This window comes from Pseudomonas spirodelae (assembly GCF_034653255.1).
Classification (GTDB): domain Bacteria; phylum Pseudomonadota; class Gammaproteobacteria; order Pseudomonadales; family Pseudomonadaceae; genus Aquipseudomonas; species Aquipseudomonas spirodelae.
The window spans coordinates 1-20,414 of record NZ_JAYEET010000017.1 but is presented as its reverse complement, the minus strand read 5'-3'; the positions used below and the strand labels follow the sequence as shown (position 1 = coordinate 20,414).

General features: G+C 60.1%; 22 protein-coding genes and 1 other RNA gene. 9 read left to right on the top strand and 14 right to left on the bottom strand.

Annotated elements, in window-relative coordinates:
• The first annotated feature begins 59 nt into the window (after positions 1-59).
• A complete protein-coding gene (locus SOP97_RS06525) occupies positions 60-479 on the top strand; it encodes a flagellar basal body-associated FliL family protein (protein ID WP_322948675.1) in 420 nt (139 codons plus the stop codon).
• Positions 480-503: 24 nt separating this feature from the next.
• Here the strand turns inward: SOP97_RS06525 and SOP97_RS06520 are convergent, their stop codons facing one another.
• Complete coding sequence (locus SOP97_RS06520; RefSeq protein WP_322948673.1) at positions 504-953, bottom strand: EVE domain-containing protein; 450 nt, start codon at positions 951-953, stop codon at positions 504-506.
• Positions 954-1,120: 167 nt separating this feature from the next.
• Here SOP97_RS06520 and SOP97_RS06515 point away from each other — a divergent pair, with 167 nt between their 5' ends.
• Positions 1,121-1,252, top strand: a complete 132-nt coding sequence (locus SOP97_RS06515; RefSeq protein ID WP_274088241.1) for a hypothetical protein — start codon at positions 1,121-1,123, stop codon at positions 1,250-1,252.
• A gap of 25 nt (positions 1,253-1,277) precedes the next feature.
• Here SOP97_RS06515 and SOP97_RS06510 read toward each other — a convergent pair whose 3' ends face one another.
• The 4 genes from SOP97_RS06510 to SOP97_RS06495 all read right to left on the bottom strand — a co-directional run bounded on the left by SOP97_RS06510 (position 1,278) and on the right by SOP97_RS06495 (position 2,656).
• On the bottom strand, positions 1,278-1,874 hold the full coding sequence (locus SOP97_RS06510) for a 5-formyltetrahydrofolate cyclo-ligase (protein WP_322948671.1): 597 nt from the start codon (positions 1,872-1,874) through the stop codon (positions 1,278-1,280).
• A 49-nt stretch (positions 1,875-1,923) separates the two neighbouring features.
• Positions 1,924-2,102, bottom strand: a non-coding RNA gene (gene ssrS / locus SOP97_RS06505) — 6S RNA.
• A gap of 33 nt (positions 2,103-2,135) precedes the next feature.
• Entirely contained in the window at positions 2,136-2,450 is a 315-nt protein-coding gene (locus tag SOP97_RS06500) for a cell division protein ZapA (protein ID WP_274088243.1), read from the bottom strand.
• Entirely contained in the window at positions 2,450-2,656 is a 207-nt protein-coding gene (locus SOP97_RS06495) for a TIGR02449 family protein (protein WP_322948669.1), read from the bottom strand. The genes SOP97_RS06500 and SOP97_RS06495 overlap by 1 nt, the downstream gene beginning before the upstream one ends.
• Positions 2,657-2,950: 294 nt before the next feature.
• Between SOP97_RS06495 and SOP97_RS06490 the strand changes: the two genes are divergently transcribed.
• The 5 genes from SOP97_RS06490 to SOP97_RS06470 are packed head-to-tail and all read left to right on the top strand — an operon-like array spanning position 2,951 to position 7,781.
• Entirely contained in the window at positions 2,951-3,505 is a 555-nt protein-coding gene (locus SOP97_RS06490; protein WP_322948668.1) for a YecA/YgfB family protein, read from the top strand.
• 33 nt (positions 3,506-3,538) lie between these two features.
• On the top strand, positions 3,539-4,873 hold the full coding sequence (gene pepP, locus SOP97_RS06485; protein ID WP_322948667.1) for a Xaa-Pro aminopeptidase: 1,335 nt from the start codon (positions 3,539-3,541) through the stop codon (positions 4,871-4,873).
• Positions 4,874-4,875: 2 nt separating this feature from the next.
• Entirely contained in the window at positions 4,876-6,063 is a 1,188-nt protein-coding gene (gene ubiH, locus SOP97_RS06480; protein ID WP_322948666.1) for a 2-octaprenyl-6-methoxyphenyl hydroxylase, read from the top strand.
• Positions 6,064-6,066: 3 nt separating this feature from the next.
• On the top strand, positions 6,067-6,549 hold the full coding sequence (locus SOP97_RS06475; RefSeq protein WP_322948665.1) for a DUF4442 domain-containing protein: 483 nt from the start codon (positions 6,067-6,069) through the stop codon (positions 6,547-6,549).
• Between the two features lie 14 nt (positions 6,550-6,563).
• Entirely contained in the window at positions 6,564-7,781 is a 1,218-nt protein-coding gene (locus tag SOP97_RS06470) for a 2-octaprenyl-3-methyl-6-methoxy-1,4-benzoquinol hydroxylase (protein ID WP_322948664.1), read from the top strand.
• A 187-nt stretch (positions 7,782-7,968) separates the two neighbouring features.
• Here the strand turns inward: SOP97_RS06470 and dctM are convergent, their stop codons facing one another.
• The 9 genes from dctM to rfbB form a co-directional block, all read right to left on the bottom strand.
• Positions 7,969-9,252: a C4-dicarboxylate TRAP transporter large permease protein DctM gene (gene dctM, locus SOP97_RS06465; protein WP_322948662.1), complete on the bottom strand. Its 1,284-nt coding sequence runs from the start codon at positions 9,250-9,252 to the stop codon at positions 7,969-7,971.
• Positions 9,249-9,881 carry a TRAP transporter small permease gene (locus SOP97_RS06460; protein WP_322948661.1) on the bottom strand — a complete coding sequence of 211 codons (633 nt, stop codon included), beginning with the start codon at positions 9,879-9,881 and terminating at the stop codon, positions 9,249-9,251. Before SOP97_RS06460 ends, dctM begins: the two co-directional genes overlap by 4 nt.
• A gap of 126 nt (positions 9,882-10,007) precedes the next feature.
• Positions 10,008-10,997, bottom strand: a complete 990-nt coding sequence (dctP, locus tag SOP97_RS06455; RefSeq protein WP_274088252.1) for a C4-dicarboxylate TRAP substrate-binding protein DctP — start codon at positions 10,995-10,997, stop codon at positions 10,008-10,010.
• Between the two features lie 295 nt (positions 10,998-11,292).
• Positions 11,293-12,681 (bottom strand): sigma-54-dependent transcriptional regulator, encoded by a 1,389-nt coding sequence (locus SOP97_RS06450; RefSeq protein WP_322948660.1) that lies wholly within the window; start codon positions 12,679-12,681, stop codon positions 11,293-11,295.
• Positions 12,678-14,492, bottom strand: coding sequence for a sensor histidine kinase (locus tag SOP97_RS06445; protein ID WP_322948658.1), 1,815 nt, complete (start codon positions 14,490-14,492; stop codon positions 12,678-12,680). Before SOP97_RS06445 ends, SOP97_RS06450 begins: the two co-directional genes overlap by 4 nt.
• Positions 14,493-14,625: 133 nt before the next feature.
• The gene (rfbD, locus tag SOP97_RS06440) at positions 14,626-15,492 is read right to left on the bottom strand and encodes a dTDP-4-dehydrorhamnose reductase (RefSeq protein ID WP_322948657.1); all 867 of its coding nucleotides are present in this window, start codon (positions 15,490-15,492) and stop codon (positions 14,626-14,628) included.
• Entirely contained in the window at positions 15,489-16,034 is a 546-nt protein-coding gene (gene rfbC, locus SOP97_RS06435) for a dTDP-4-dehydrorhamnose 3,5-epimerase (protein WP_274088256.1), read from the bottom strand. Before rfbC ends, rfbD begins: the two co-directional genes overlap by 4 nt.
• Before the next feature lie 2 nt (positions 16,035-16,036).
• Positions 16,037-16,903, bottom strand: coding sequence for a glucose-1-phosphate thymidylyltransferase RfbA (gene rfbA / locus SOP97_RS06430; RefSeq protein WP_322948655.1), 867 nt, complete (start codon positions 16,901-16,903; stop codon positions 16,037-16,039).
• An 11-nt stretch (positions 16,904-16,914) separates the two neighbouring features.
• Positions 16,915-17,967, bottom strand: a complete 1,053-nt coding sequence (rfbB, locus tag SOP97_RS06425) for a dTDP-glucose 4,6-dehydratase (protein ID WP_274088258.1) — start codon at positions 17,965-17,967, stop codon at positions 16,915-16,917.
• Positions 17,968-18,362: 395 nt separating this feature from the next.
• Between rfbB and SOP97_RS06420 the strand changes: the two genes are divergently transcribed.
• The gene (locus SOP97_RS06420; RefSeq protein ID WP_322948653.1) at positions 18,363-19,739 is read left to right on the top strand and encodes a tyrosine-type recombinase/integrase; all 1,377 of its coding nucleotides are present in this window, start codon (positions 18,363-18,365) and stop codon (positions 19,737-19,739) included.
• A 97-nt stretch (positions 19,740-19,836) separates the two neighbouring features.
• Positions 19,837-20,133: a helix-turn-helix domain-containing protein gene (locus SOP97_RS06415; RefSeq protein WP_003284007.1), complete on the top strand. Its 297-nt coding sequence runs from the start codon at positions 19,837-19,839 to the stop codon at positions 20,131-20,133.
• The last annotated feature ends 281 nt before the right edge of the window (positions 20,134-20,414 follow it).

Sequence of the window (20,414 nt, the reverse complement as noted above, 5' to 3'; positions counted from 1 at the left end):
CTTGGGCCGCCGCCTGAGTGTGGCTATGCTAGGCGCTGAACCCTTGAGGAATATCGCCTGTGAAAGTCTGGATCGCATTGCTGTTGGCTCTGTCCTTGCCCTTGATGGCGCAGGCTTCGGAAAGCAAGGATGAGCCTGAGGGGGAAGAAGGCGCTGCTCCGGCGGTTGCCTATGTCACCTTGGTGCCGGCCCTGGTGGGGAATTTTGGTGACGGGCCAAAGCTCAAGTTTTTTAAGGCCGACCTGTCGCTGCGGGTTACTGGCAAGGATGTTGAAGAGAAGGTCAAACACCACGAGCCGCTGATCCGCAATCAGCTAGTCATGCTGTTTTCCCAGCAGACGAATGAAGGCATGGCGGCGGCAGGCGCGCGGGAAACGCTGCGCGCCGAAGCACTCAAGCAGGTGCAGGACGTGCTGACGCAGGAAGAAGGCAAGCCGCTGGTAGAGGACCTGCTGTTCAATAACTTAATCATTCAGTAACGGTTTGCCTGGCGTTGCACTATTTCAGCGCAGCGCCAGAATGGCTGCCCACTCCTCAGCACTGACCGGCATGACGGAGAGGCGGCTGCCCTTCTGCACCAGCGGTAACTCCATTAGCGCGCTCTGGGTTTTCAGCTGTGCCAGAGGGATGGCGCGTTTAAATGCCTCGACAAAGGCCACATCGACTGCACTCCAGGGGTTCTTGGCCGCGCTGGCTTTAGCGTCGAAATAGTGGCTGTCCGGCTCTAGCGCGGTGGGGTCGGGGTAGGAAGCGGAGACAATGCGGGCGATGCCGGCAATCCCAGGCTCCGGGCAGCTGGAGTGATAAAAAAAGAATAAGTCGTCTGGTTGCATGCTGCGCAAGAAGTTGCGCGCCTGGTAATTGCGCACGCCATCCCAGCGCGTTTGCTCAAGGCGCTGCAGGTCGTGGATGGAGAGTTCGTCGGGTTCTGATTTCATCAGCCAATAAGGCATGAACTTTGCTCCTGTGTTTCGGTCCTTTAACGGGCACCGGCTGTCTGCTGAGTGGTTGTCGAGCTGTCGTGTCGCCAATTGGCTGTGTGGGTGGCCGCCGTTGCTGGGTCTATAACAATAATTGTCGCGGATACACCGCAGGCTATGCCTTAAGGGGGAGGCAGCGAATGAAACGTAAACCAGATGTGTTGTGGGTGTTGGTGATTCTGTTCAGCTTGGGCGTGGTGACCACGGGTTACACCCAGAGCCTATGGGAGCACCAGCCTGCGCCTGTGACGCAATCCAGCGTAGTGCGCTGAGCCGGCTGGGTACCGCCTTGTTGATTCAATACCACGCCTTGTCCGTTACGGTACCTTGTAGCGGCACGTCCCAGCTGGCCATGGCCAGGCGCTCAACCAGCTGACACTCATGTGCTAGACCTAGCAATGTCGGTTTGTGCCAATTTTTGCGCAGGCTGAGGTAGGCCAAGCTGCGGTCATAAAATCCGCCACCCATCCCCAAGCGAGCGCCATGGTGGTCGAAGCCAACCAGCGGCATTAGCACCAGATCCAGTGCCCATACCTTGCGTTGCTGTTTGCAATTGCGTTGTGGCTCGTAAATGCCAAAGCGGTTTTTGCGCAGGGGCTGGTCAGCGCGGACGCGTTGAAAGACCATCTTGCTTTGCGGCCAGGGGCTGAGCACTGGCAGGTAAGTGGCCTTTCCGCGTTTTTGCGCCGCGCGTAATAGCGGTCGTGGATCAATCTCGCCATCGTTGGGCAGATACAGGGCAATCTGCCGTGCCCGGCGAAACAGCGGGTGTTGTGCCAGTTGCTTGTATAAGCCGTGGGCGGCCTGCCGTTGGGCGCGAGGGCTGAGCGCACGACGCTGTGCGCGCAGATGACGGCGCAGCTGTGCGCGGCTTAGGGCAGTTGTATCGAGCATGGAGGGTTGCAGTAGCCGTTGTCGCGGAAGGGCAACTGGCTGGAAAAAGTGACTCCCCGGCGTGCCGCTGTCGGCTTAGCCCTTGAACCCGAAAGTTCAAGGTGGAGGTTGCAGGAGACCTTAAGGCTTTCCGTCAAGCGGACATGCACACCGGTCTCAACTTGCAACCCCCGGGGTTGTGCGAATCGGCTCAGGGACATGACCAACTGGCGCACACTCCAGGGAGCGGTGGCCAGTATACCCGAAACCGTCGGCGCGCAATTAGCTGCCTTGCTCATTGCTGTCCTGGGCCAGGGCGCTATCGACACGATTGAGCAGGTTACGCACCTGTTCGCGGTTGGCACCAGCCTGTTCGTCAAGGTGTTGCTGTTTGTGTAGCAGTTCATGGGTGATGTTCAGCGCGGCCATCACGGCGACGCGGTCGGCACCAATGACTTTGCCGCTTGAGCGGATCTCGCGCATTTTGCCATCCAGGTAGCGCGCGGCACTCTGCAGATTGCTGCGTTCATCGCTCGGGCAAGCGATGCAATATTCTTTGTCCATGATCTGGACGGTCAGCGTGTTCGACTGGGACATTAATCCTGCTCCAAGGCTCTAAGGCGCGAAATCATGGATTCGACCTTATGCCGGGCCATTTCGTTCTTTTCAATTAAGTGGGATCGCTCTTCACGCCAGGCTTTTTCGCTCGCCAGAAGCTGTCGGTTATGCGCCTTGAGCTGCTCGACACGCTGGATCAGCAGGTCCAGCTTGGTCGTAAGCGCCTGCAGGTCGACGTCGTCCATGGTTCTCTACTCGTACTGGGTGAGTGGGCTGACAAGTAAAAATAGCGTCTTTAAGGTGGCTTCGACAGTATCCGACGGAGCACGGTGCCTTTAGTTTGCGTATTTAGCAGTGTGGGGCAGATTGGCACTACAGGTTGATGCATTTCACCCGTCGATCACGGCGCGGTAATTTTTTGCGGCAAGGGGCGATTTGTACATGGCCGCCGAGCCACTTGATTAGTCTTGGCAGGCTTGCCGGTGCTAGGATACAGGGCCTCCATTCTAGTGATTGCGCAGCTTTGCGCCTAGTTATCTATGCCTACTTCAAATTCGCCGTATTCCGCTTTTGCCGCGCTGCTTGCCAGCAGCGGCTACACCGTTTCCCCTGCTGAATTGCATGGCCTGTTGCTGGGTCGCAGCTGTGCCGGTGCAGGGTTCGAGATCGACTCATGGCTGGTGGATGCCGCCGAGCTGCTGGGCGGCGCACCGGAAGATACCGTGCGTCAGGCGCTGATTGGCCTGCAGGAAATGGTCAAGGGCGAACTGACCAGTGACGATGTTACCGTGGTACTGCTGTTACCCAGCGACGATGCGCCGCTTAGCGAGCGCGCGGTAGCTCTGGGACAATGGTGCCAAGGCTTCCTCGGCGGCTTTGGTTTGACCGCCCGTGACAGCGCCCTGAGCGCTGAAGCCATGGAAGTGCTGCAAGACCTCGCGGCGATTTCCCAGGTGCAGAATGCCCTGGAAGAATCCGAGGACGGTGAAACGGATTACATGGAAGTGATGGAGTACCTGCGTGTTGCGCCATTGCTGCTGTTCAGCGAATGCGCCAAACCTGTAGTCGCCGCGGCGAAACCGTCGCTGCATTGATTTTCATGCAATAGAAGTGGACTCAATCTGCCCATGATCAGCATCCCCAAGTCGGAATACGCCCGTCGGCGCAAGGCGCTGATGGCGCAGATGGAACCCAACAGCATCGCGATTCTGCCGGCCGCGCCGGTGTATATCCGCAACCGCGACGTTGAGCACATCTACCGCCAGGACAGCGACTTTCAGTACCTCTCCGGCTTTCCCGAGCCAGAGGCGGTGATTGCGCTGATTCCGGGTCGTGAACATGGCGAGTACGTTTTGTTCTGTCGCGAGCGCGATCCGCTGCGGGAAATGTGGGACGGTCTGCGTGCCGGCCAGGATGGTGCGATTAGCCAGTACGGCGCCGATGATGCGTTCCCGATTGGTGATATCGACGACATTCTGCCGGGGCTGATTGAGGGGCGTGACCGGGTGTACTCCTCAATGGGCACCCATCATGAGTTCGACCGCCAGTTGATGGAGTGGATCAACATGATCCGCTCCAAGGCGCGCCAGGGCGCGACGCCGCCCAATGAGTTCGTCACCCTTGAGCACCTGCTGCACGACCTGCGTCTGTACAAGTCGGCGGCGGAAATCAAGGTCATGAAGGAAGCGGCTGACATCTCCTGCCGCGCCCATGTGCGCGCGATGCAGGCCAGCCGTGCCGGCCTGTTTGAGTACCACCTGGAAGCCGAACTGGATTACGAATTCCGCAAAGGCGGGGCGAAGATGCCGGCCTATGGATCCATCGTCGCGGCGGGCAAGAACGCCTGCATCCTGCATTACCGCGAAAACGACGCACCGCTGAAGGACGGCGACTTGGTGCTGATCGACGCCGGCTGTGAGATCGACTGCTACGCCAGCGACATCACCCGCACCTTCCCGGTCAGCGGCACGTTTTCCCCCGAACAGAAAGCCATCTATGAGCTGGTGCTGGCCTCGCAGGAAGCCGCGTTCAAGGAAATCGGCCCGGGCAAACACTGGAACCAGGCCCACGAAGCCACTGTGCAGGTAATCACCGCCGGGTTGGTTGAGCTGGGTTTGCTGCAGGGTGAGATTCACGAGCTGATTGCCGCCGAGGCTTACAAACCCTTCTACATGCACCGCGCCGGCCATTGGCTGGGGATGGATGTGCACGATGTCGGCGAGTACAAGGTCGGCGGCGAATGGCGCGAGCTGGAAGTCGGCATGGCCATGACCGTCGAACCGGGTATTTATATTGCCGTGGACAATCTAAACGTGGCGAAGAAGTGGCGCGGTATTGGTGTGCGCATCGAAGACGATGTGGTGGTGACCAAGACCGGTTGCGAGATTCTCACTGGCGGTGTGCCAAAAACCGTCGCTGAGATCGAAGCGCTGATGGTTGCCGCACGCAGCGCGGCGGCTTAAGCGTGGCGCGGGTGGATATCGCGATTATCGGCGGTGGCCTGGTTGGCGCCAGCCTGGCCTTGGCCCTGCAAGCTGAGGCCAAGCAGCGTGGCTGGAGCATTTGCCTGATCGAACCGTTCACCCCAGGCAGCGGTTATCAACCCAGCTATGACGCACGTTCCACGGCGCTGTCGTTCGGCTCGCAGCAGATCTATCAACGGCTTGGCCTGTGGTCGCAGATCAGCCAGCGCGCCGAACCGATCAAGCAGATTCATGTCTCCGACCGTGGCCGCTTTGCCGCTGCGCGCCTGAGCGCCGAGGACGAGGGCGTGCCAGCGCTGGGTTATGTGGTGGAAAACGCTTGGCTCGGCGAATGTTTATGGCAGGCGCTGGACCCGCAGGTGGTGAGCTGGCGCAGCCCGGCTCAGGTCACGCGCATACAGGCGTTGGCCGATGGCTACCGGTTGACCCTGGACGATGGCAGCGAGCTTGAGTGCAACCTGGCGACTCTCGCCGAGGGTGGCCGCTCCGGGCTGCGTGAGCAGCTGGGCATCGCCGTCAGCACCACGCCCTATGGGCAGAGTGCATTAATCGCTAACGTCAGCCCGCAGGAGCCGCACCACGGCCTGGCCTTTGAGCGCTTTACCGAAGAAGGGCCAATGGCCCTGCTACCGCTGGCGGATAACCGCTGCGCCCTGGTCTGGACCCGTGCCACGCTGGAAGCCGAGCGGCTGTCTGCGCTGGACGATACGGCGTTTCTCGCCGAGTTGCAGCAGGCCTTCGGCTACCGCCTGGGCAGCTTGCGTCAGGTCGGCACGCGGCATCTTTACCCGCTAGCCCTGACCGCAGCCAAGGAGCAGGTGCGTAAGCATCTGGTGGTGCTCGGTAACGCGGCACACAGCCTGCACCCGATTGCCGGGCAGGGCTACAACCTGTCATTGCGCGACACCTTGGTGCTGGCCGAAACCCTGCTGGCCAGCACTGCGCCATTGGGCGATTTGGCCACCTTGCAGCGTTACCTGAGCCGTCAGCAGACGGACCAGCAACTGACTGTGGGGTTCTCCGATCAGGTCACCCGGTTGTTCAGTACCGGCCAGCCGCTGCTGGCCGCCGGGCGCAACCTCGGCCTCTTGGGCCTTGATCTGCTACCGCCGGCGAAACGCTGGTTCGCCCGCCAGGCCATGGGCCTTGGCACCCGTTCGGAGTCTTGAGCCATGCCTGCGAAGAAATTGGCGCGCAAGGCGCGACTGCTGCGCTGGGCAATGAACCTCTATCCGCCCTACCTGGGGGCGGGTGTGCGGGTGCGGCAGATTAGCGCGGACTTCCGTCAGGTGCAGGTGAAGATGGGCCTCGGCTGGTATAACCGCAACTATGTTGGCACCCAGTTTGGCGGCAGCCTGTATTCCATGACCGATCCGTTTTTCATGCTGATGATCATGGAAAACCTCGGCCGTGATTTTATTGTCTGGGACAAGGCCGCGCGCATCGACTTTATCGCGCCTGGCAAAGGCCCGGTGTACGCCGACTTCAGCATCGACGAGCAGCTGCTCAGCGACATCCGCCAGCACACCGCAGACGGTGACAAATACCTGCCCGAGCTGCATGTGGAAGTGCGCGATGGCAGCGGCACCCTGGTGGCGCGGGTGCACAAGACTCTTTACGTGCGGCTTAAGCCGCGCGTTCGGCAGGCAGCCTGAACAAGGAATATGTGATGCAAGCGGATCTGATCATCGTTGGCGCAGGCATGGTAGGCAGCGCATTGGCGCTGGCCCTGGACGATCAGGGGCTGGACATTCTGCTGGTCGACGGCAGCCCGCTGAGTGTCAAACCCTTTGACCCGCAGGCCGCGTTCGAGCCGCGCGTGAGTGCGCTGTCTGGGGCTAGCCAGCGCATCCTTGAGCGCCTCGGCGTTTGGCAGAGCATCGCAGCCCGTCGCGCCTGCCCCTATGGCGAGATGCAGGTGTGGGACGGCTCCGGCACCGGGCAGATTCATTTCAGCGCGGCCAGCGTGCATGCCGAGGTGCTCGGCCATATCGTCGAGAACCGGGTGGTGCAGGATGCGCTGCTCGAACGTTTGCACGACAGCTCGATTGGTCTGCTGGCCAATGCCCGCGTCGAGCAGCTGCGCCGTTCTGGCGATGGCTGGTTACTGAGCCTGCAGGACGGTCGTGAACTGCGCGCGCCGCTGATCATTGCGGCGGATGGGGCTAACTCGGCGGTGCGGCGGCTGGCCGGTTGCGCCACCCGTGAATGGGATTACCTGCACCACGCCATTGTCACTAGCGTGCGTTGCAGCAAGCCGCATCAGGCAACCGCTTGGCAGCGTTTTACCGATGACGGTCCGTTGGCCTTTTTGCCGCTGGCTGGGCCGGAAGGCGAGCATTGGTGTTCGATTGTCTGGTCGGTCACGCCAAGCGAAGCCGAACGTTTGATGGCCCTGGATGAGCCGGGTTTCCGCCGCGCCTTGGGCTTTGCCTTCGAGCATCGTCTTGGCGAAGTGCTGCACGCCGATACGCGCCTGTGCATCCCACTGCGCCAGCGTCACGCCAAGCGTTATGTTGAAGACGGCCTGGCGCTGATTGGCGATGCCGCGCACAGCATCCACCCGCTGGCCGGGCAGGGCGTCAACTTGGGGTTTCTTGATGTCGCGGTACTGGCCGAGGTGCTGCTGCACGCCGCCCAGCGCGGTGAGCGTTTGAGCGATGCCAAGGTGCTCAGCCGTTACGAGCGTCGGCGTATGCCGCACAACCTGGCGATGATGGCGGCAATGGAGGGCTTCGAGCGGTTGTTCCAGGCCGATCCTCTGCCGCTGCGCTGGTTGCGCAACAGTGGCCTCAACTGGGTCGATGAGCTGCCGGAAGCCAAGGCGCTGTTTGTACGCCAGGCATTGGGGCTGTCCGGTGACCTGCCGGAGTTGGCGCGGGTTTAACCCGGCTTATCTACCCCGCACACAATGCAGCGCATTGCGGCGGTGCTGGGTTACGCCGCGCCTAAAATAGTGTGCGCCTGGCAATGGCGGTATGCGGCTAACCCATCCTACGAACGCGCACCACAAAAAAGCCCGGCGCTAAGGCCGGGCTGAAAAAGTGTGTAGGGAAGTACACACGGAGTCGCTGTCAGCTCATGCCCAGCCAGTTCGGCAGCGCCATGGAGACGGCAGGCACGTAAGTGATGACCATCAGGAAGCCGAGCAGCAGCATCAACCACGGCCACGCGGCCTTGATCACCGACGTTAGCGGCATGCCAGTCACCGCCGAGGTGACGAACAGATTGAGCCCCACTGGTGGGGTGATCAGGCCGATCTCCATGTTCACCACCATGATTATGCCCAGGTGGATCGGGTCGATGCCCAGTTGCACGGCAATCGGGAACAGGATCGGCGCCAGAATCAGGATGATCGCCGACGGCTCCATAAAAGCCCCCGCCACCAGCAGCACGATGTTCACCACCAGCAGGAATTGCCACGGCTGCAAGCCCATCTCGATCACCCAGGCGGTGATGGTCTGAGGGATTTGCTCAGTGGTGAGGACGTGGGCGAAGAGCATGGCGTTGGCAATGATGAACATCAGCATGATGGTCAACTTGCCGGAGTCCAATAGCACCTTAGGGCACTCGCGGAAACTCAGGTCCTTGTATACAAACAGTGCCACGAAGCCCGCGTAAACCGCCGCCACAGCGGCTGCTTCGGTTGGGGTGAACATGCCGGAGTAGATGCCGCCAAGGATGATCACCATCAACAGCAGGCCCCAGATCGCCTTGCGTGCAGTGGTCAGCAACTGGCGCAGGCTGGCGCGTGGCATGGCGGGCAGGTTCATCTTCCGCGCGACGATATAGATCGCCACCATCAAGGCCACGCCCAGCAGCAGGCCCGGTACGACACCGGCCATAAACAGCTTGCCCACCGACTGCTCGGTCGCGGCGGCGTATACCACCATGACGATCGACGGCGGAATCAGGATGCCCAGGGTACCGGCGTTGCACACAATGCCCGCGCCGAAGGCTTGCGGATAACCCGAGCGCACCATGCCGGCGATGGCAATCGAGCCTACCGCTGCGACCGTGGCCGGGCTTGAGCCGGACAGCGCGGCGAACAGCATGCAGGCCATCACCGCAGAAATCGCCAGGCCGCCACGGATATGCCCGACGCAGGCGTTGGCAAAATCGATCAAGCGCTGCGCCACGCCGCCGGTAGTCATAAACGCACCGGACAGCAGGAAGAACGGAATCGCCAGCAGGGTGTAGTGCTCGGACGTCTCAAACAGTTTGATCGCCAGCGAACGCACCGAGTCCGGGCTGAACAGCATGATGGTCACTGAGCCGGCCAGGCCCAGGGAGGCGGCAATCGGCACGCCGATAAACATCAGCAAAAACAGCAGGAGAAAGAGGAACAGAATGGTCATTGCTTATGCTCCCCGTGTTCATTGATTTTCAGCGCGTCAGCGGCTTCATCAGCCAGGCCCAGGCCGGTCTGTTGATTGCGCAGGATGCGCACGAAAATTTCCAGAAAACGGATAAATACCATGGCGTAACCGAACGGCACGATCGCCGTGATATGCCACTGCATGATGCCGTAGTGACCGAGGTCCTCGGCACCGATACCAGCGATAAACAGGGTTTTGACCCAGTCGAAACTGGCGACAGAAATCAGCCCGGCATAGCCCAGGCAGGCCACGCAAGCGATTAGGCCGATCACCCGCTGCACTGGTTTGCTCGCCAGTTTGACCAGCGCATCAACGCCGATATGCCCGGCGGTGCGTACGCCGTAGGCCAGGCCGAAGAAGATCAGCCAGGCAAATAATGCTTTGGTCAGGGCAATGCTCCAGGTCATCGACTGGGCCATGCCAAGAATGCTGTCGCCAATGGCGAAGAACAACTCGCTGCTACCTTCCCAGCGGTCCGCCAGGTTGTAGAACAGTGTGTAGAGGTTGTTGAGAATCACGTAGACGAAAGTCACCAGCGTCATGGCAGCCAGCAGAAAAGCAATAAAGCCTTCCTCGAAGTGCTCCCAGACGCGCCGCAAGGCGTTCATCAATAAAGTCTCCAGTGGTTTAGAGGGCGGTATACCCAGGCGAGCAGAAAGCCGCCTGGGTATTTAGCCAATGGCGCAGCCCCAGGGCTGCGCTGTGGTTGGGTTCAGGCTGCAGCCTGTACCGCCTTACTGGTTGGCTGCGTCGGCCGCCTTGATCAGGTCTGCACCGATTTCAGCTTCAAACTTGCTCCACACCGGCTTCATGGCATCGCGCCACTCAGCACGCTGCTCAGGGGTCAGAGTGATGATCTCGGTGGTTTTCGCGTCGAGGATGCGCTGCTTGTCACCGTCGTTGAGGGCGCCAGCCTGTTTGTTCACTTCGGCGGTCACTTCCACGATGATCTTGTCCAGCTCGCTGCGTACATCAGCAGGCAGGCCGTTCCAGAACTTGGTGTTGGTGATCAGCATGTAGTCCAGAACACCGTGGTTGGATTCGGTGATGAACTTCTGCACTTCATGCATTTTCTGGCTGTAGATGTTCGAGTAAGGGTTTTCGGCGCCGTTAACCACGCCAGTCTGCAGGCCTTGGTAAACCTCGGCGAAGCTCATTTTACGTGGGTTGGCTTTAACTGCCTTGAACTGCTCTTCCAGTACGGCGGACGCCTGTACGCGGAATTTCTGACCGCGGGCATCTTTCGGCTCGCGCAGTGGCTTGTTGGCGGACAGCTGCTTGAGGCCGTTGTGCCAGTAGGCCAGGCCGGTGATGTTCTTGTCTTCCATGGATTTCAGCAGCGCCTGACCTTCCGGGCTCAGCTGGAAGCGGTCGACTGCGGCCATGTCTTGGAACAGGAACGGCAGGTCAAATACCTGGATTTGCTTGGTGTACTGCTCGAACTTGGCCAGCGATGGGGCGATCAGCTGTACGTCACCGAGCAACAGCGCTTCCATTTCCTTGCCGTCACCGAACAGTGAGGAGTTCGGGTACACCTCGACCTTGACCTTGTCGCCCAAGCGCTCTTCAGCGAGCTTCTTGAACAGCGCGGCACCCTGGCCTTTAGGGGTATGGTCGGCAACCACGTGGGAGAACTTGATCACAATCGGGTCGGCCGCTTGTGCCATACCGGCGATGCTCAGCGACAGGGCGCAAGCCAGCGCCTTGGCAGTCAGTTTGAACATGAAGTCTTTCCTCTTGTTTTTGTATCGCGTAATGCGCCGCAGCGCTGCAAGTTGGGCGAACATGCTCAAGTCTAGGCGGCCTGTCAGAAAGTGACGGACGCTGGGCAGCAATGGCCTAGATTTTTGCGTTTATACATCGCCTGCAAGAGGGTAGAGCAACCGCCATGCCAGGCTCTTGGGTTGGGCCTTATTACCTGCTGGAGCGCGGCGTTGGCGGCGGTTGGCGGGTTGCTGCAGTGCATGGTTGGGGTGTTTTGTGCGCACGGCTTTGTGAGTTTTGGCGGAAATCCGCCGGTTACTCAGGGCTATCTGGCGAGCTTCCGCCAGCGTCGGCGAAACTCAGGCCATGTTTGCGCAGTTTGTCATGCAGGGTTTTGCGCGGTACGCCCAGGGCTTCGGCCAGGCTGCGCAGTGAGTTGTGCGAGCGGCTCAGTTCGGCACTGATCAGGCTGCGCTCAAAGGCTTCCACCTGGGCATTTAGGCCGTTGCTGTTCTCGTCATTGCTGGCTGGAGCGGCCTGGGGCTGCAGGTCGAGGTCCAGTTCCAGGCCAAGGGCGAAGCGTTCGGCGGCGTTTTGTAATTCACGCACATTACCCGGCCAGGGATGGCGCAGCAGCGCCGCGCGTTGGCCAGGTTGCAGGCTGCGTTCGGCCAGGCCATGGCGGTTGCTGGCAGCTTCGGCAAAGTGATGGAACAGCAGCAGAGCGTCTTCGCCGCGCTCGCGCAGGGCCGGTATACGCAGCGGCGCAACGTTCAGGCGGTAATACAGGTCGGCGCGGAAACGGCCCTGGTCGGCGGTCTGGCGCAGGTCTTCCTTGGTCGCCGCGATCACGCGGATGTCCAGCGGAATCAGCTGGTTTCCGCCAAGGCGCTCGACCACCCGCTCTTGCAGCAAGCGCAGCAATTTGACCTGGACCTCCAGGCTCATGCTTTCGATTTCATCGAGGAACAGGGTGCCGCCATTGGCGAATTCGAACTTGCCGATACGGCGTTTTTGCGCCCCGGTAAAGGCGCCTTGTTCGTGGCCGAACAGCTCGCTTTCCACTACCGATTCAGCCAGCGCGCCGGCGTTAATGGCCACAAACGGCCCGGCGCGGCGGCTCGACAAATCGTGCAGGGCGCGCGCCACCACTTCCTTGCCGGCGCCGGTTTCGCCGAGGATCAGCACATCGCTGTTGATCCCGGCCAGCGCGCCGATTTGCTCGCGCAGGCGCAGCATGGCTGGCGACTGGCCGATTAAACGTGCCGACAGGGTGTGGCGATCAGCCAGGGCCATGCGCAAGCTGCGGTTATCCAGCACCAGGCGGCGCAGACCCAGGGCGCGGCGTACGCTGTCGAGCAGGTTGTCGCTGGCGAAGGGTTTTTCCAGAAAGTCATAGGCGCCGGCGCGCATGGCCTGCACCGCCAGCGGCACGTCACCGTGTCCGGTGATCAGCAGTACCGGTAGTTCCGGGTCCTGCTCTTGCAGCTGTTGCAGCAGCTCTAGGCCGTCGATGCCGGGCATGCGGATATCACTGACCACCACGCCGGGCCAGTCGCGCTCGATGCGCGCCGCCACGCCGTGGGCGTCGGCCAGGCTGCTGACCTTGATGCCGGCCAGGTCGAGGGTTTGGCTCAGCGCCTGACGCAGGTGCGGGTCATCGTCGATCAGCAGCACCTGGGTGCGGGAGTCGATCATGCTCATACAACAAAATCCTCTGGCGACTGAGTTTTGATGCCCTGTGCTGCGGCGCGCAACCGCAGGGTTAGCTGGGCGCCGCCATCAGGATGGTTGGCAAAAAGCAGTTCGCCGCCCAGGGCGCGCATCAGGGTATCGCAAATGGCCAGGCCCAGCCCGAGGCCCTGGGCGCTGGTTTTGGTGGTGAAGAATGGCTCGCGGGCGCGCTGCAGCGCTTCCTGGCTGAAACCGGGGCCATTGTCACGCAGGTGCAGGTCGACGCCCTCGGCGGTGAGTTCGGCACTTAACCAAAGACGGCGTGGCTGCGGCACTTCGCTCAAGGCATCGAGGGCGTTGGCCAGCAGGTTGCCGAGTACCTGGCGCAGGCGGGTTTCCCCGGCCTGCACCCACAGGGTCGCGTCTGGCAGGTCGCGAATCAGCTCAACGTGCATGGCCTGGCGGCGCTTGGCCAGGAGCGCCAGGGCATCGTCGATGGCTGGCTGCAGGGCCACGCTTTCCGGGGCGTGGCGATCACGTCGGGCGAAGGCGCGCAGGTGCGCAATAATCGATGCCATGCGTTCGGTGAGCTGGCTGATCAGCTTGAGGTTGGCGCGGGCTTCGTCGCCGCGTTGGTGGTCGAGCAGCACGCAGGCGTTGTCGGCGTAGCTGCGGATCGCGGCCAGCGGCTGATTGAGTTCGTGGCTGATGCTCGCACTCATGGTGCCCAGGGCTGTGAGTTTGCTGGCCTGCACCAGTTCATCCTGGGCCTGCACCAGCTCCTGCTGCGCCTGTTCACGCTCCAGGACTTCCTCTTTCAGCCGGCTGTTGAGCCGTTCCAGGTCCTGGGTGCGCTCTAACACGCGCTGCTCAAGCTGCTGGCGGGCCTGGCTGTCGAGGGCGATGCGCTCCAGGTAGTGGCGGCGGCGCTGCATCAGCAGACCGATTAGCAGAACCAGCGCTAACAGGGTGCTGCCGCCGACCGCCATGGTGGTGCGCACGGGTTGATCGAGTTGCGAGCGTGGCGTCAGGATACTTACGGTCCAGCCGATCTCATCGAGGATTTGCCCCTGACTCAGCCAGGCATCGCGGTTGAGTTGCAGTGGCGGCGGTGACTGGATGCGATAGGGCTGGGTATCGGCAATCGCCGCGCGCTCAGCGTTATCCAGCTCGCGGGTCGCGTGAAAGCGCCAGTCGGCCTGTGAGGTGAGAATCACCACGCCATAACTATCGGTTACCAGCAGTTGCTCCGGGCGTTTGCCCCAGAGTGTTTCGGTGTGATCAAGGTCGACTTTGACCACCATCACCCCGAGCGTTTTCGCACCGTCGCGAATCGCGGCGGCGAAGAAGTAGCCGCGCTTGCCGGAGGTCGTACCCAGGCCGAAGAAGCGTCCAGGCCGGCCCTGCATGGCTTCGAGGAAGTAGGGGCGGTAGGAGAAATTGCGCGCTACGAAGGAGTCTTCCTGCTGCCAGTTTGATGCCGCCAGCGTGGTGCCGTTGGCCGCCATCAGATAGATCACATCAGCCCCGGTCTGCTGGCGGATCTGGTTGAGCAGGTGATTGGCCGCTGTGCGCAGTTGGGCTTGTTCAGGGTTCTGCAGGGCGCTGCGCAAGGCCGGCAAGTCCGCCAGAATGGGCGGCAAAACTTCGTAGCGCCGCAGGGTACCCAGCAGGTTCGCCACATACAGATCGAGGGTTTGCCGGTTCTGTTCGACCAACACCCCGCTGTAGTAACGCTCCGTCAACTGTTGCAGTGGCCACAGTAGGGGAGCCAACAGCAGAACTAAAATGGCCAGGCTTCTCCAGCGTGGGCGGCGAGGGTGGGGTGACGGAGCTGACATGCGCTTACTCGGACGGTGGAGTCGGATGAGAGTGGCGCTTATGCAATAAACGAGCAAGCCCGCTCACATGGTAGCGACTCAGCGCGATCATTCAGCGTGCAGGCCTCATTGAACAGGCCTGCCGCACAGCGCGCTAGGGAGCCGCCAGGCACTCGTCCAATGCGCTCTGCCAGGTTGGCAGCTGTAGTTGCCAGTCCTGTTGAAGTTGGCGGCAATTCAGGCGCGAGTTGAGTGGGCGCTGTGCCGGTGTAGGGTAGGCGCTGCTGGGGATGGGGTGCAGCGTCGCCACGGGTTTGCCTTGGCTTTGCAGGTGTTCGGCAATCGCCTGGGCGAAACCAAACCAGCTTGTTTCACCCAGCGCGGTCAGGTGGTAAACGCCCCAGGGACCAGCTTGGCCGTTGCGCCAATGTTCAATTAGTTGCGCTGTAGTCTGGGCAATGCTGCCGGCCCAGGTCGGTGCGCCGATTTGATCGGCCACCACGTTAAGCGTTTCGCGTTCCTGCAGCAGGCGTTGCATGGTTAGCAGAAAGTTGCGGCCGTGCTGCGAGTAAACCCAGCTGGTGCGTAGAATCAGGTGCATGCCGCCAACCGCCTGAATCGCCTGCTCTCCGGCCAGCTTGCTGCGCCCGTAAACGCTCAGGGGGTTGGGGGTGTCACTTTCGCGGTAGGGCTCGACTTGGTTGCCATCGAAGACATAATCGGTGGAGTAATGAATCAGTGGTACGTCCAGCTCCGCCGCTACTTCAGCCAGAATGCCGGGTGCTGTGGCATTGATCGCAAAGGCCAGTTCCGGCTCGCGCTCGGCCTGATCCACGGCGGTATGCGCGGCCGCGTTGAGAATCAGCGCAGGGCGGTGGCTTAGAACTGATTGACGAATCAGCTCGGCATGAGCGAGGTCCAGCTGATCGCGGCCCAGCACGGTCAGCTCGCCTGCCTCTTTTAGAGTGTGCTGCAGCTCCTGGCTAACCTGGCCATGCTGGCCGAGTAGGAGAATCTTCATGGGAACACCTGCGCATCGGCAAAGTTGACGCCAGCTTGATCCTTGGCAGATAGCTGTGGCGCGTCTTCGAGTGGCCATTCGATGGCCAGCGTTGGGTCATCCCAGCGGATGCAGCGCTCGTGTTCGGGGGCGTAGTAGTCGGTGGTTTTGTAGAGAAACTCGGCGAATTCGCTGAGTACCACAAAGCCATGGGCAAAGCCTTCCGGCACCCACATTTGGCGGTTGTTTTCGGCGGACAAATGCACGCCAACCCAGCGACCGAAAGTAGCTGAGCTGCGGCGCAGATCCACAGCCACGTCATACACTTCGCCTGCCGTGACCCTGACCAATTTGCCCTGCGCCTGCTGCACTTGGTAATGCAGGCCACGCAATACGCCGCGTTGCGAGCGCGAATGGTTGTCTTGGACGAACTCGCGTTGCAGGCCAGTGGTTTCGGCGAAACGACGGGCATTGAAACTCTCAAAGAAGAAGCCGCGTTGGTCGCCGAACACCTTGGGTTCTAGGATGAGTACCTCGGGGATGCCAGTGGCGATAGCCTGCATGGTCACTCCTCGGCCAGTTTGAACAGGTACTGGCCGTAGCCGGTTTTGCCGAAGGCGTTGGCCTGTACCAGTAATTGCTGGCGATCAATCCAGCCTTGTTGGTAGGCGATTTCTTCCAGGCAGGCGACTTTCAGGCCTTGGCGGTGCTCGATGGTCTGCACGTACTGCGAGGCTTCCAGCAGGCTGTCATGGGTGCCGGTATCGAGCCAGGCAAAGCCGCGGCCGAAACGCTCAACGCGCAGGTCGCCGCGTTGCAGGTAAGCGTTGTTGACGTCGGTAATTTCCAGCTCGCCGCGTGGTGACGGTTTAACCGCCTTGGCGATCTCGATTACATCGTTATCGTAGAAGTACAGACCGGTCACCGCGTAGCTGGACTTCGGTTCTGTGGGCTTTTCCTCGATCGAGATGGCCTTACCCTGAGCGTCGAACTCGACCACGCCAAACCGTTGTGGGTCATTAACCCAGTAGCCGAATACAGTGGCACCGCTGGGTTCGGCGGCCGCGCGCAGGAGTTTCTCGGTGAAGTGCTGGCCATGGAAAATATTGTCGCCGAGGATCAGGCAGACCGAGTCCGTACCAATAAATTCTTCGCCCAACAGAAACGCTTGAGCCAGGCCGTCAGGCGAGGGTTGCTCGATGTGCTCGAAACGCACACCAAACTGGCTGCCATCACCGAGCATCTTGCGAAAGTTTGGCAGATCCTGCGGGGTGGAAATGATCAGGATCTCGCGCACGCCGGCGAGCATCAGCACCGAGATCGGGTAGTAGATCATCGGCTTGTCATAGATCGGCAGCAGCTGTTTGGACACGCCCAGGGTGATGGGGTGCAGGCGGCTGCCGGAGCCGCCGGCGAGAATGATGCCTTTCATTGTGCTGCTCCTTAAAGTGCGCCGAGGCGTTCGCGTTGGTAGCTACCGTCCTGTACGCGGCGGCACCAAGCAAGATTGTCCAGATACCAGATCACGGTTTTGCGTAGGCCACTGGTGAAGGTTTCTTGCGGCGTCCAGCCTAGTTCGCGCTCAATCTTGCTGGCATCAATGGCATAGCGCAGATCGTGACCAGGGCGATCTGTCACGAAGCTGATCTGTTCTTTGTAAGAGCCGTTCTGGCGTGGAGTCAGTTCATCCAGCAGTGCGCAGATGCTTTCCACTACATGCAGGTTGGTCTGCTCATTATGCCCGCCGATGTTGTAGGTTTCGCCGACTTGGCCCTCGGTGACGACCTTGAACAGCGCACGGGCATGGTCTTCCACGTACAGCCAATCACGTACCTGCTGGCCGTTGCCATACACCGGCAGTGGCTTGCCATCCAGGGCATTAAGGATGACCAGCGGAATCAGTTTCTCAGGGAAGTGATAAGGGCCGTAATTGTTCGAGCAGTTGGTGATCAGTACGGGCAGCCCATAAGTCCGTTGCCAGGCGCGCACCAGATGATCGGAGGCCGCCTTGCTTGCAGAGTAGGGTGAGCTGGGTGCATAGGCGGTGTTTTCGGTGAACAAATCGTCCACGCCATGCAGATCGCCATACACCTCGTCGGTGGATATATGGTGAAAGCGAAACGCTGCCTTGCGCGCCGGCTCCAGCTGCGACCAGTAGCTGCGTGTGGCCTCCAGCAGCGCGTAGGTGCCAACGATATTGGTCTGAATAAAGGCTGCCGGGCCATCGATGGAGCGATCGACATGCGATTCAGCCGCCAGGTGCATGATCGCATCCGGCTGAAACTCTGCCAGTGCCTGGCTGACGGCGGCAGTATCGGCGATGTCTGCCTGCAGAAATTTATAGCGTGGGTGGGCTGCAACGCTTGCCAGCGACTCGAGATTGCCGGCGTAGGTCAATTTGTCGAGGTTGAGCACTTGGTGCTCGGTGTCATTTAGTAGATGACGAATCAGTGCTGAGCCAATAAAGCCGGCGCCGCCGGTAATAAGAATGTGCACGGGCCTATACCTTTTTAAAGAGGCGGTCGGTAAGTTTTGTCAGGCAGTGTTACAAGCTGAGTTCGTGCGGGCAAGCCATCAGTCTTTCCAATACGCATAAAAAAGCCCCGCATCGCTGCGAGGCTTTCTTTATATGGTGCCGGCACCAGGAGTCGAACCCGGGACCTACTGATTACAAGTCACTGTCAAAGGCCTGTTATCCACAGGTCGTATAACGTAAATTGACAGAATTGACGCTTTATAAGTAACTGAATAACAAGGTTTTTAACGGTTTTAGTGGGCTGCAGCGCTGAATATAGGTGCTGATCACTATTTGGTCAAATCCCTACCCCAGTCCTACCCCGGGCGCTATAATCCTACCCCAAACCTACCCCAGAAACGGTCAGGATTTCGCTATGACGATGCGCACCGCGATGAACGAGCACACCCTGAAACGGCTCAAATATGACCCGAAGAAGGGGCGTATTGATATCCTCGATCCACCCATGCCGGGGCACGGTACGTTCGGGGTGCGTGTCAACAAGACATGCATAAGTTTCATCTTGCTCTACAGCTTTCATAGCGAGGCGCGCCGCCTAACCCTCGGCAAATACCCCGATCTGTCACTGTCGGAGGCGCGTGCCCAAGCAGCCAGAGCCATCGAGTTGCTCAAGCAGGGTGTCGATCCCGGGCAGAAGAAGATTGTAGAACTGACCGAGTACCGCACCAGTTCGACCCTTGAGGAGGCCGTTGAAAGCTATCTGGGCTGGGCACGGAAAAACAAGAAGTCCTGGCGTGAGGATGAGCGCATGTTGAAGCGCGAGTTCGTGACGCATCTGGGGCGCACGAAAATTCAAGATGTCACGCGCAAGCAAGTGGTCGCGCTGCTCGATGACAAGGCCAAAACGGCTCCGGTGCAGGCCAATCGTATGTTGGCCGTGGTGCGCACGATGTTCAATTTCTGCGTCGAGCGCGAAATCCTTAACGCAACACCGCTGGTCAAAATGAAGAGCGTGGCCAAGGAGAAAGCGCGCGAGCGCAGCCTCAATCGGCACGAGCTGGTGTGGTTTCTGCACCGCTTAACTGAGCCTACCGTTACTCAGAACACCCGTTTCGCCTTGATGCTCAGTCTGATGCTCGCGCAGCGTTCAGGTCGGATCGTCCAGATGCGCTGGATCGACATCGACCTTGAGGACGCTATCTGGGATCGCTCGGGTACGTTCGAGAAAAATAACAATCCCGTCGCCATCCCGCTGTCGGAGGATGTGCTGAGCATTTTGAAATACCTGCGTGAGCGGCAGGTGCAGAAAGTGGTGGCGGCAGATCCCGCGCGTTGGGCTGACAGCAAAGTGTTGCCTAGTCCGGGGCAGTATGTGTTTCCAGGGCGCTGGCCCGCCAAGCCGCAGACACAGCCCTCGCTCAACCGCGCGATGCGCCGTTTCTACGACGATTATGTGAAAGACAAAGACCGTGTAGAAGAGGAGAGTTTGCTGCGTATCGCGGAGGATTACCCGCGTCCGACCGTGCATGACTTGCGCCGCAGTGCGACCACGCACATGTCCCGGCAGGGGCTGGGCAAGGATGTGCGCAGCCGTATCCTCAACCACACCGATCTGTCGGTGGATGCCATCTACGACCGCTATGCCTATTTCGATGAGAAGGCCGTGGCTCTTGGCGAGTGGCACGGCTTTCTGAAAGGGCTGTTGTGCCGGGAGTTCGGCGATGAAGATTGGGTGGCGTTCTACGGGCGTCGAATGGAGGCGGTCACGCCAGATGATCCTGATGATTGCTAAAGCTCATAAATGACCCTTTATTATTATTTTTTGAATTTAATGGTCTAAATTTGGTCTATTATCTTTATATAGATATGTGGCCGGTAAGGCGTTTTTGATGGCACTCACCCATACGCTTTTCTCTCCAAGCGAACTGGCCCAGCAGGTCGGCGAGAATGCTCGCGTGCTGCGTTTGGCGCAGAACCTCTCGCGCAAGACGTTGGCCGAACGGGCCGGGGTTTCAGAATCGACCATCAAGCGTTTTGAAACGACTGGGCAAATCACCCTGGACGCGATGGTGCTGCTGGCCTCGTCCCTGGGCGTGGCGCAGCAGCTGTCTGGGTTGTTTACGCAGGCGCAGCCCGTCTCGCTGGATGAGCTCAAGCAGAGCGGACGAGTCCGGGGGCGTAAATGAAGAACGTGGCCTCGGTCGAGGTGCTGCTCGCGGGTACCCGGGTTGGCGAGCTGGTTGTTGCCGCTGACCGAAAACTGACCCAGTAGAGGCTGTTCTGCCGACTGAAAACTGACCCAGGTGTTCAACTGCTTCTGCTCAATTTTTGAGCAGGAGAACACAGGGTGATCAGTATGGAAATGATGGGCAAAATTCGCCGGATGTATTTCCGCGACAAGCTGTCGCTGCATGAGATAGCCAAGCGCACCGGGTTGGCGCGCAACACGATTCGCAAGTGGGTCAGA

What these genes read in the sequence shown, in the direction of transcription:
- SOP97_RS06415 (WP_003284007.1), top strand. Translation starts at nt 19,837, where the DNA reads ATGGCACTCACCCATACGCTTTTCTCTCCAAGCGAACTGGCCCAGCAG.
- SOP97_RS06520 (WP_322948673.1), bottom strand. Translation starts at nt 953, where the DNA reads ATGCCTTATTGGCTGATGAAATCAGAACCCGACGAACTCTCCATCCAC.
- SOP97_RS06515 (WP_274088241.1), top strand. Translation starts at nt 1,121, where the DNA reads ATGAAACGTAAACCAGATGTGTTGTGGGTGTTGGTGATTCTGTTCAGC.
- SOP97_RS06445 (WP_322948658.1), bottom strand. Translation starts at nt 14,492, where the DNA reads ATGTCAGCTCCGTCACCCCACCCTCGCCGCCCACGCTGGAGAAGCCTG.
- rfbD (WP_322948657.1), bottom strand. Translation starts at nt 15,492, where the DNA reads ATGAAGATTCTCCTACTCGGCCAGCATGGCCAGGTTAGCCAGGAGCTG.
- SOP97_RS06510 (WP_322948671.1), bottom strand. Translation starts at nt 1,874, where the DNA reads ATGCTCGATACAACTGCCCTAAGCCGCGCACAGCTGCGCCGTCATCTG.
- SOP97_RS06420 (WP_322948653.1), top strand. Translation starts at nt 18,363, where the DNA reads ATGACGATGCGCACCGCGATGAACGAGCACACCCTGAAACGGCTCAAA.
- SOP97_RS06460 (WP_322948661.1), bottom strand. Translation starts at nt 9,881, where the DNA reads ATGAACGCCTTGCGGCGCGTCTGGGAGCACTTCGAGGAAGGCTTTATT.
- rfbA (WP_322948655.1), bottom strand. Translation starts at nt 16,903, where the DNA reads ATGAAAGGCATCATTCTCGCCGGCGGCTCCGGCAGCCGCCTGCACCCC.
- SOP97_RS06500 (WP_274088243.1), bottom strand. Translation starts at nt 2,450, where the DNA reads ATGTCCCAGTCGAACACGCTGACCGTCCAGATCATGGACAAAGAATAT.
- SOP97_RS06490 (WP_322948668.1), top strand. Translation starts at nt 2,951, where the DNA reads ATGCCTACTTCAAATTCGCCGTATTCCGCTTTTGCCGCGCTGCTTGCC.
- dctP (WP_274088252.1), bottom strand. Translation starts at nt 10,997, where the DNA reads ATGTTCAAACTGACTGCCAAGGCGCTGGCTTGCGCCCTGTCGCTGAGC.
- rfbC (WP_274088256.1), bottom strand. Translation starts at nt 16,034, where the DNA reads ATGCAGGCTATCGCCACTGGCATCCCCGAGGTACTCATCCTAGAACCC.
- SOP97_RS06475 (WP_322948665.1), top strand. Translation starts at nt 6,067, where the DNA reads ATGCCTGCGAAGAAATTGGCGCGCAAGGCGCGACTGCTGCGCTGGGCA.
- SOP97_RS06495 (WP_322948669.1), bottom strand. Translation starts at nt 2,656, where the DNA reads ATGGACGACGTCGACCTGCAGGCGCTTACGACCAAGCTGGACCTGCTG.
- SOP97_RS06450 (WP_322948660.1), bottom strand. Translation starts at nt 12,681, where the DNA reads ATGAGCATGATCGACTCCCGCACCCAGGTGCTGCTGATCGACGATGAC.
- dctM (WP_322948662.1), bottom strand. Translation starts at nt 9,252, where the DNA reads ATGACCATTCTGTTCCTCTTTCTCCTGCTGTTTTTGCTGATGTTTATC.
- pepP (WP_322948667.1), top strand. Translation starts at nt 3,539, where the DNA reads ATGATCAGCATCCCCAAGTCGGAATACGCCCGTCGGCGCAAGGCGCTG.
- SOP97_RS06470 (WP_322948664.1), top strand. Translation starts at nt 6,564, where the DNA reads ATGCAAGCGGATCTGATCATCGTTGGCGCAGGCATGGTAGGCAGCGCA.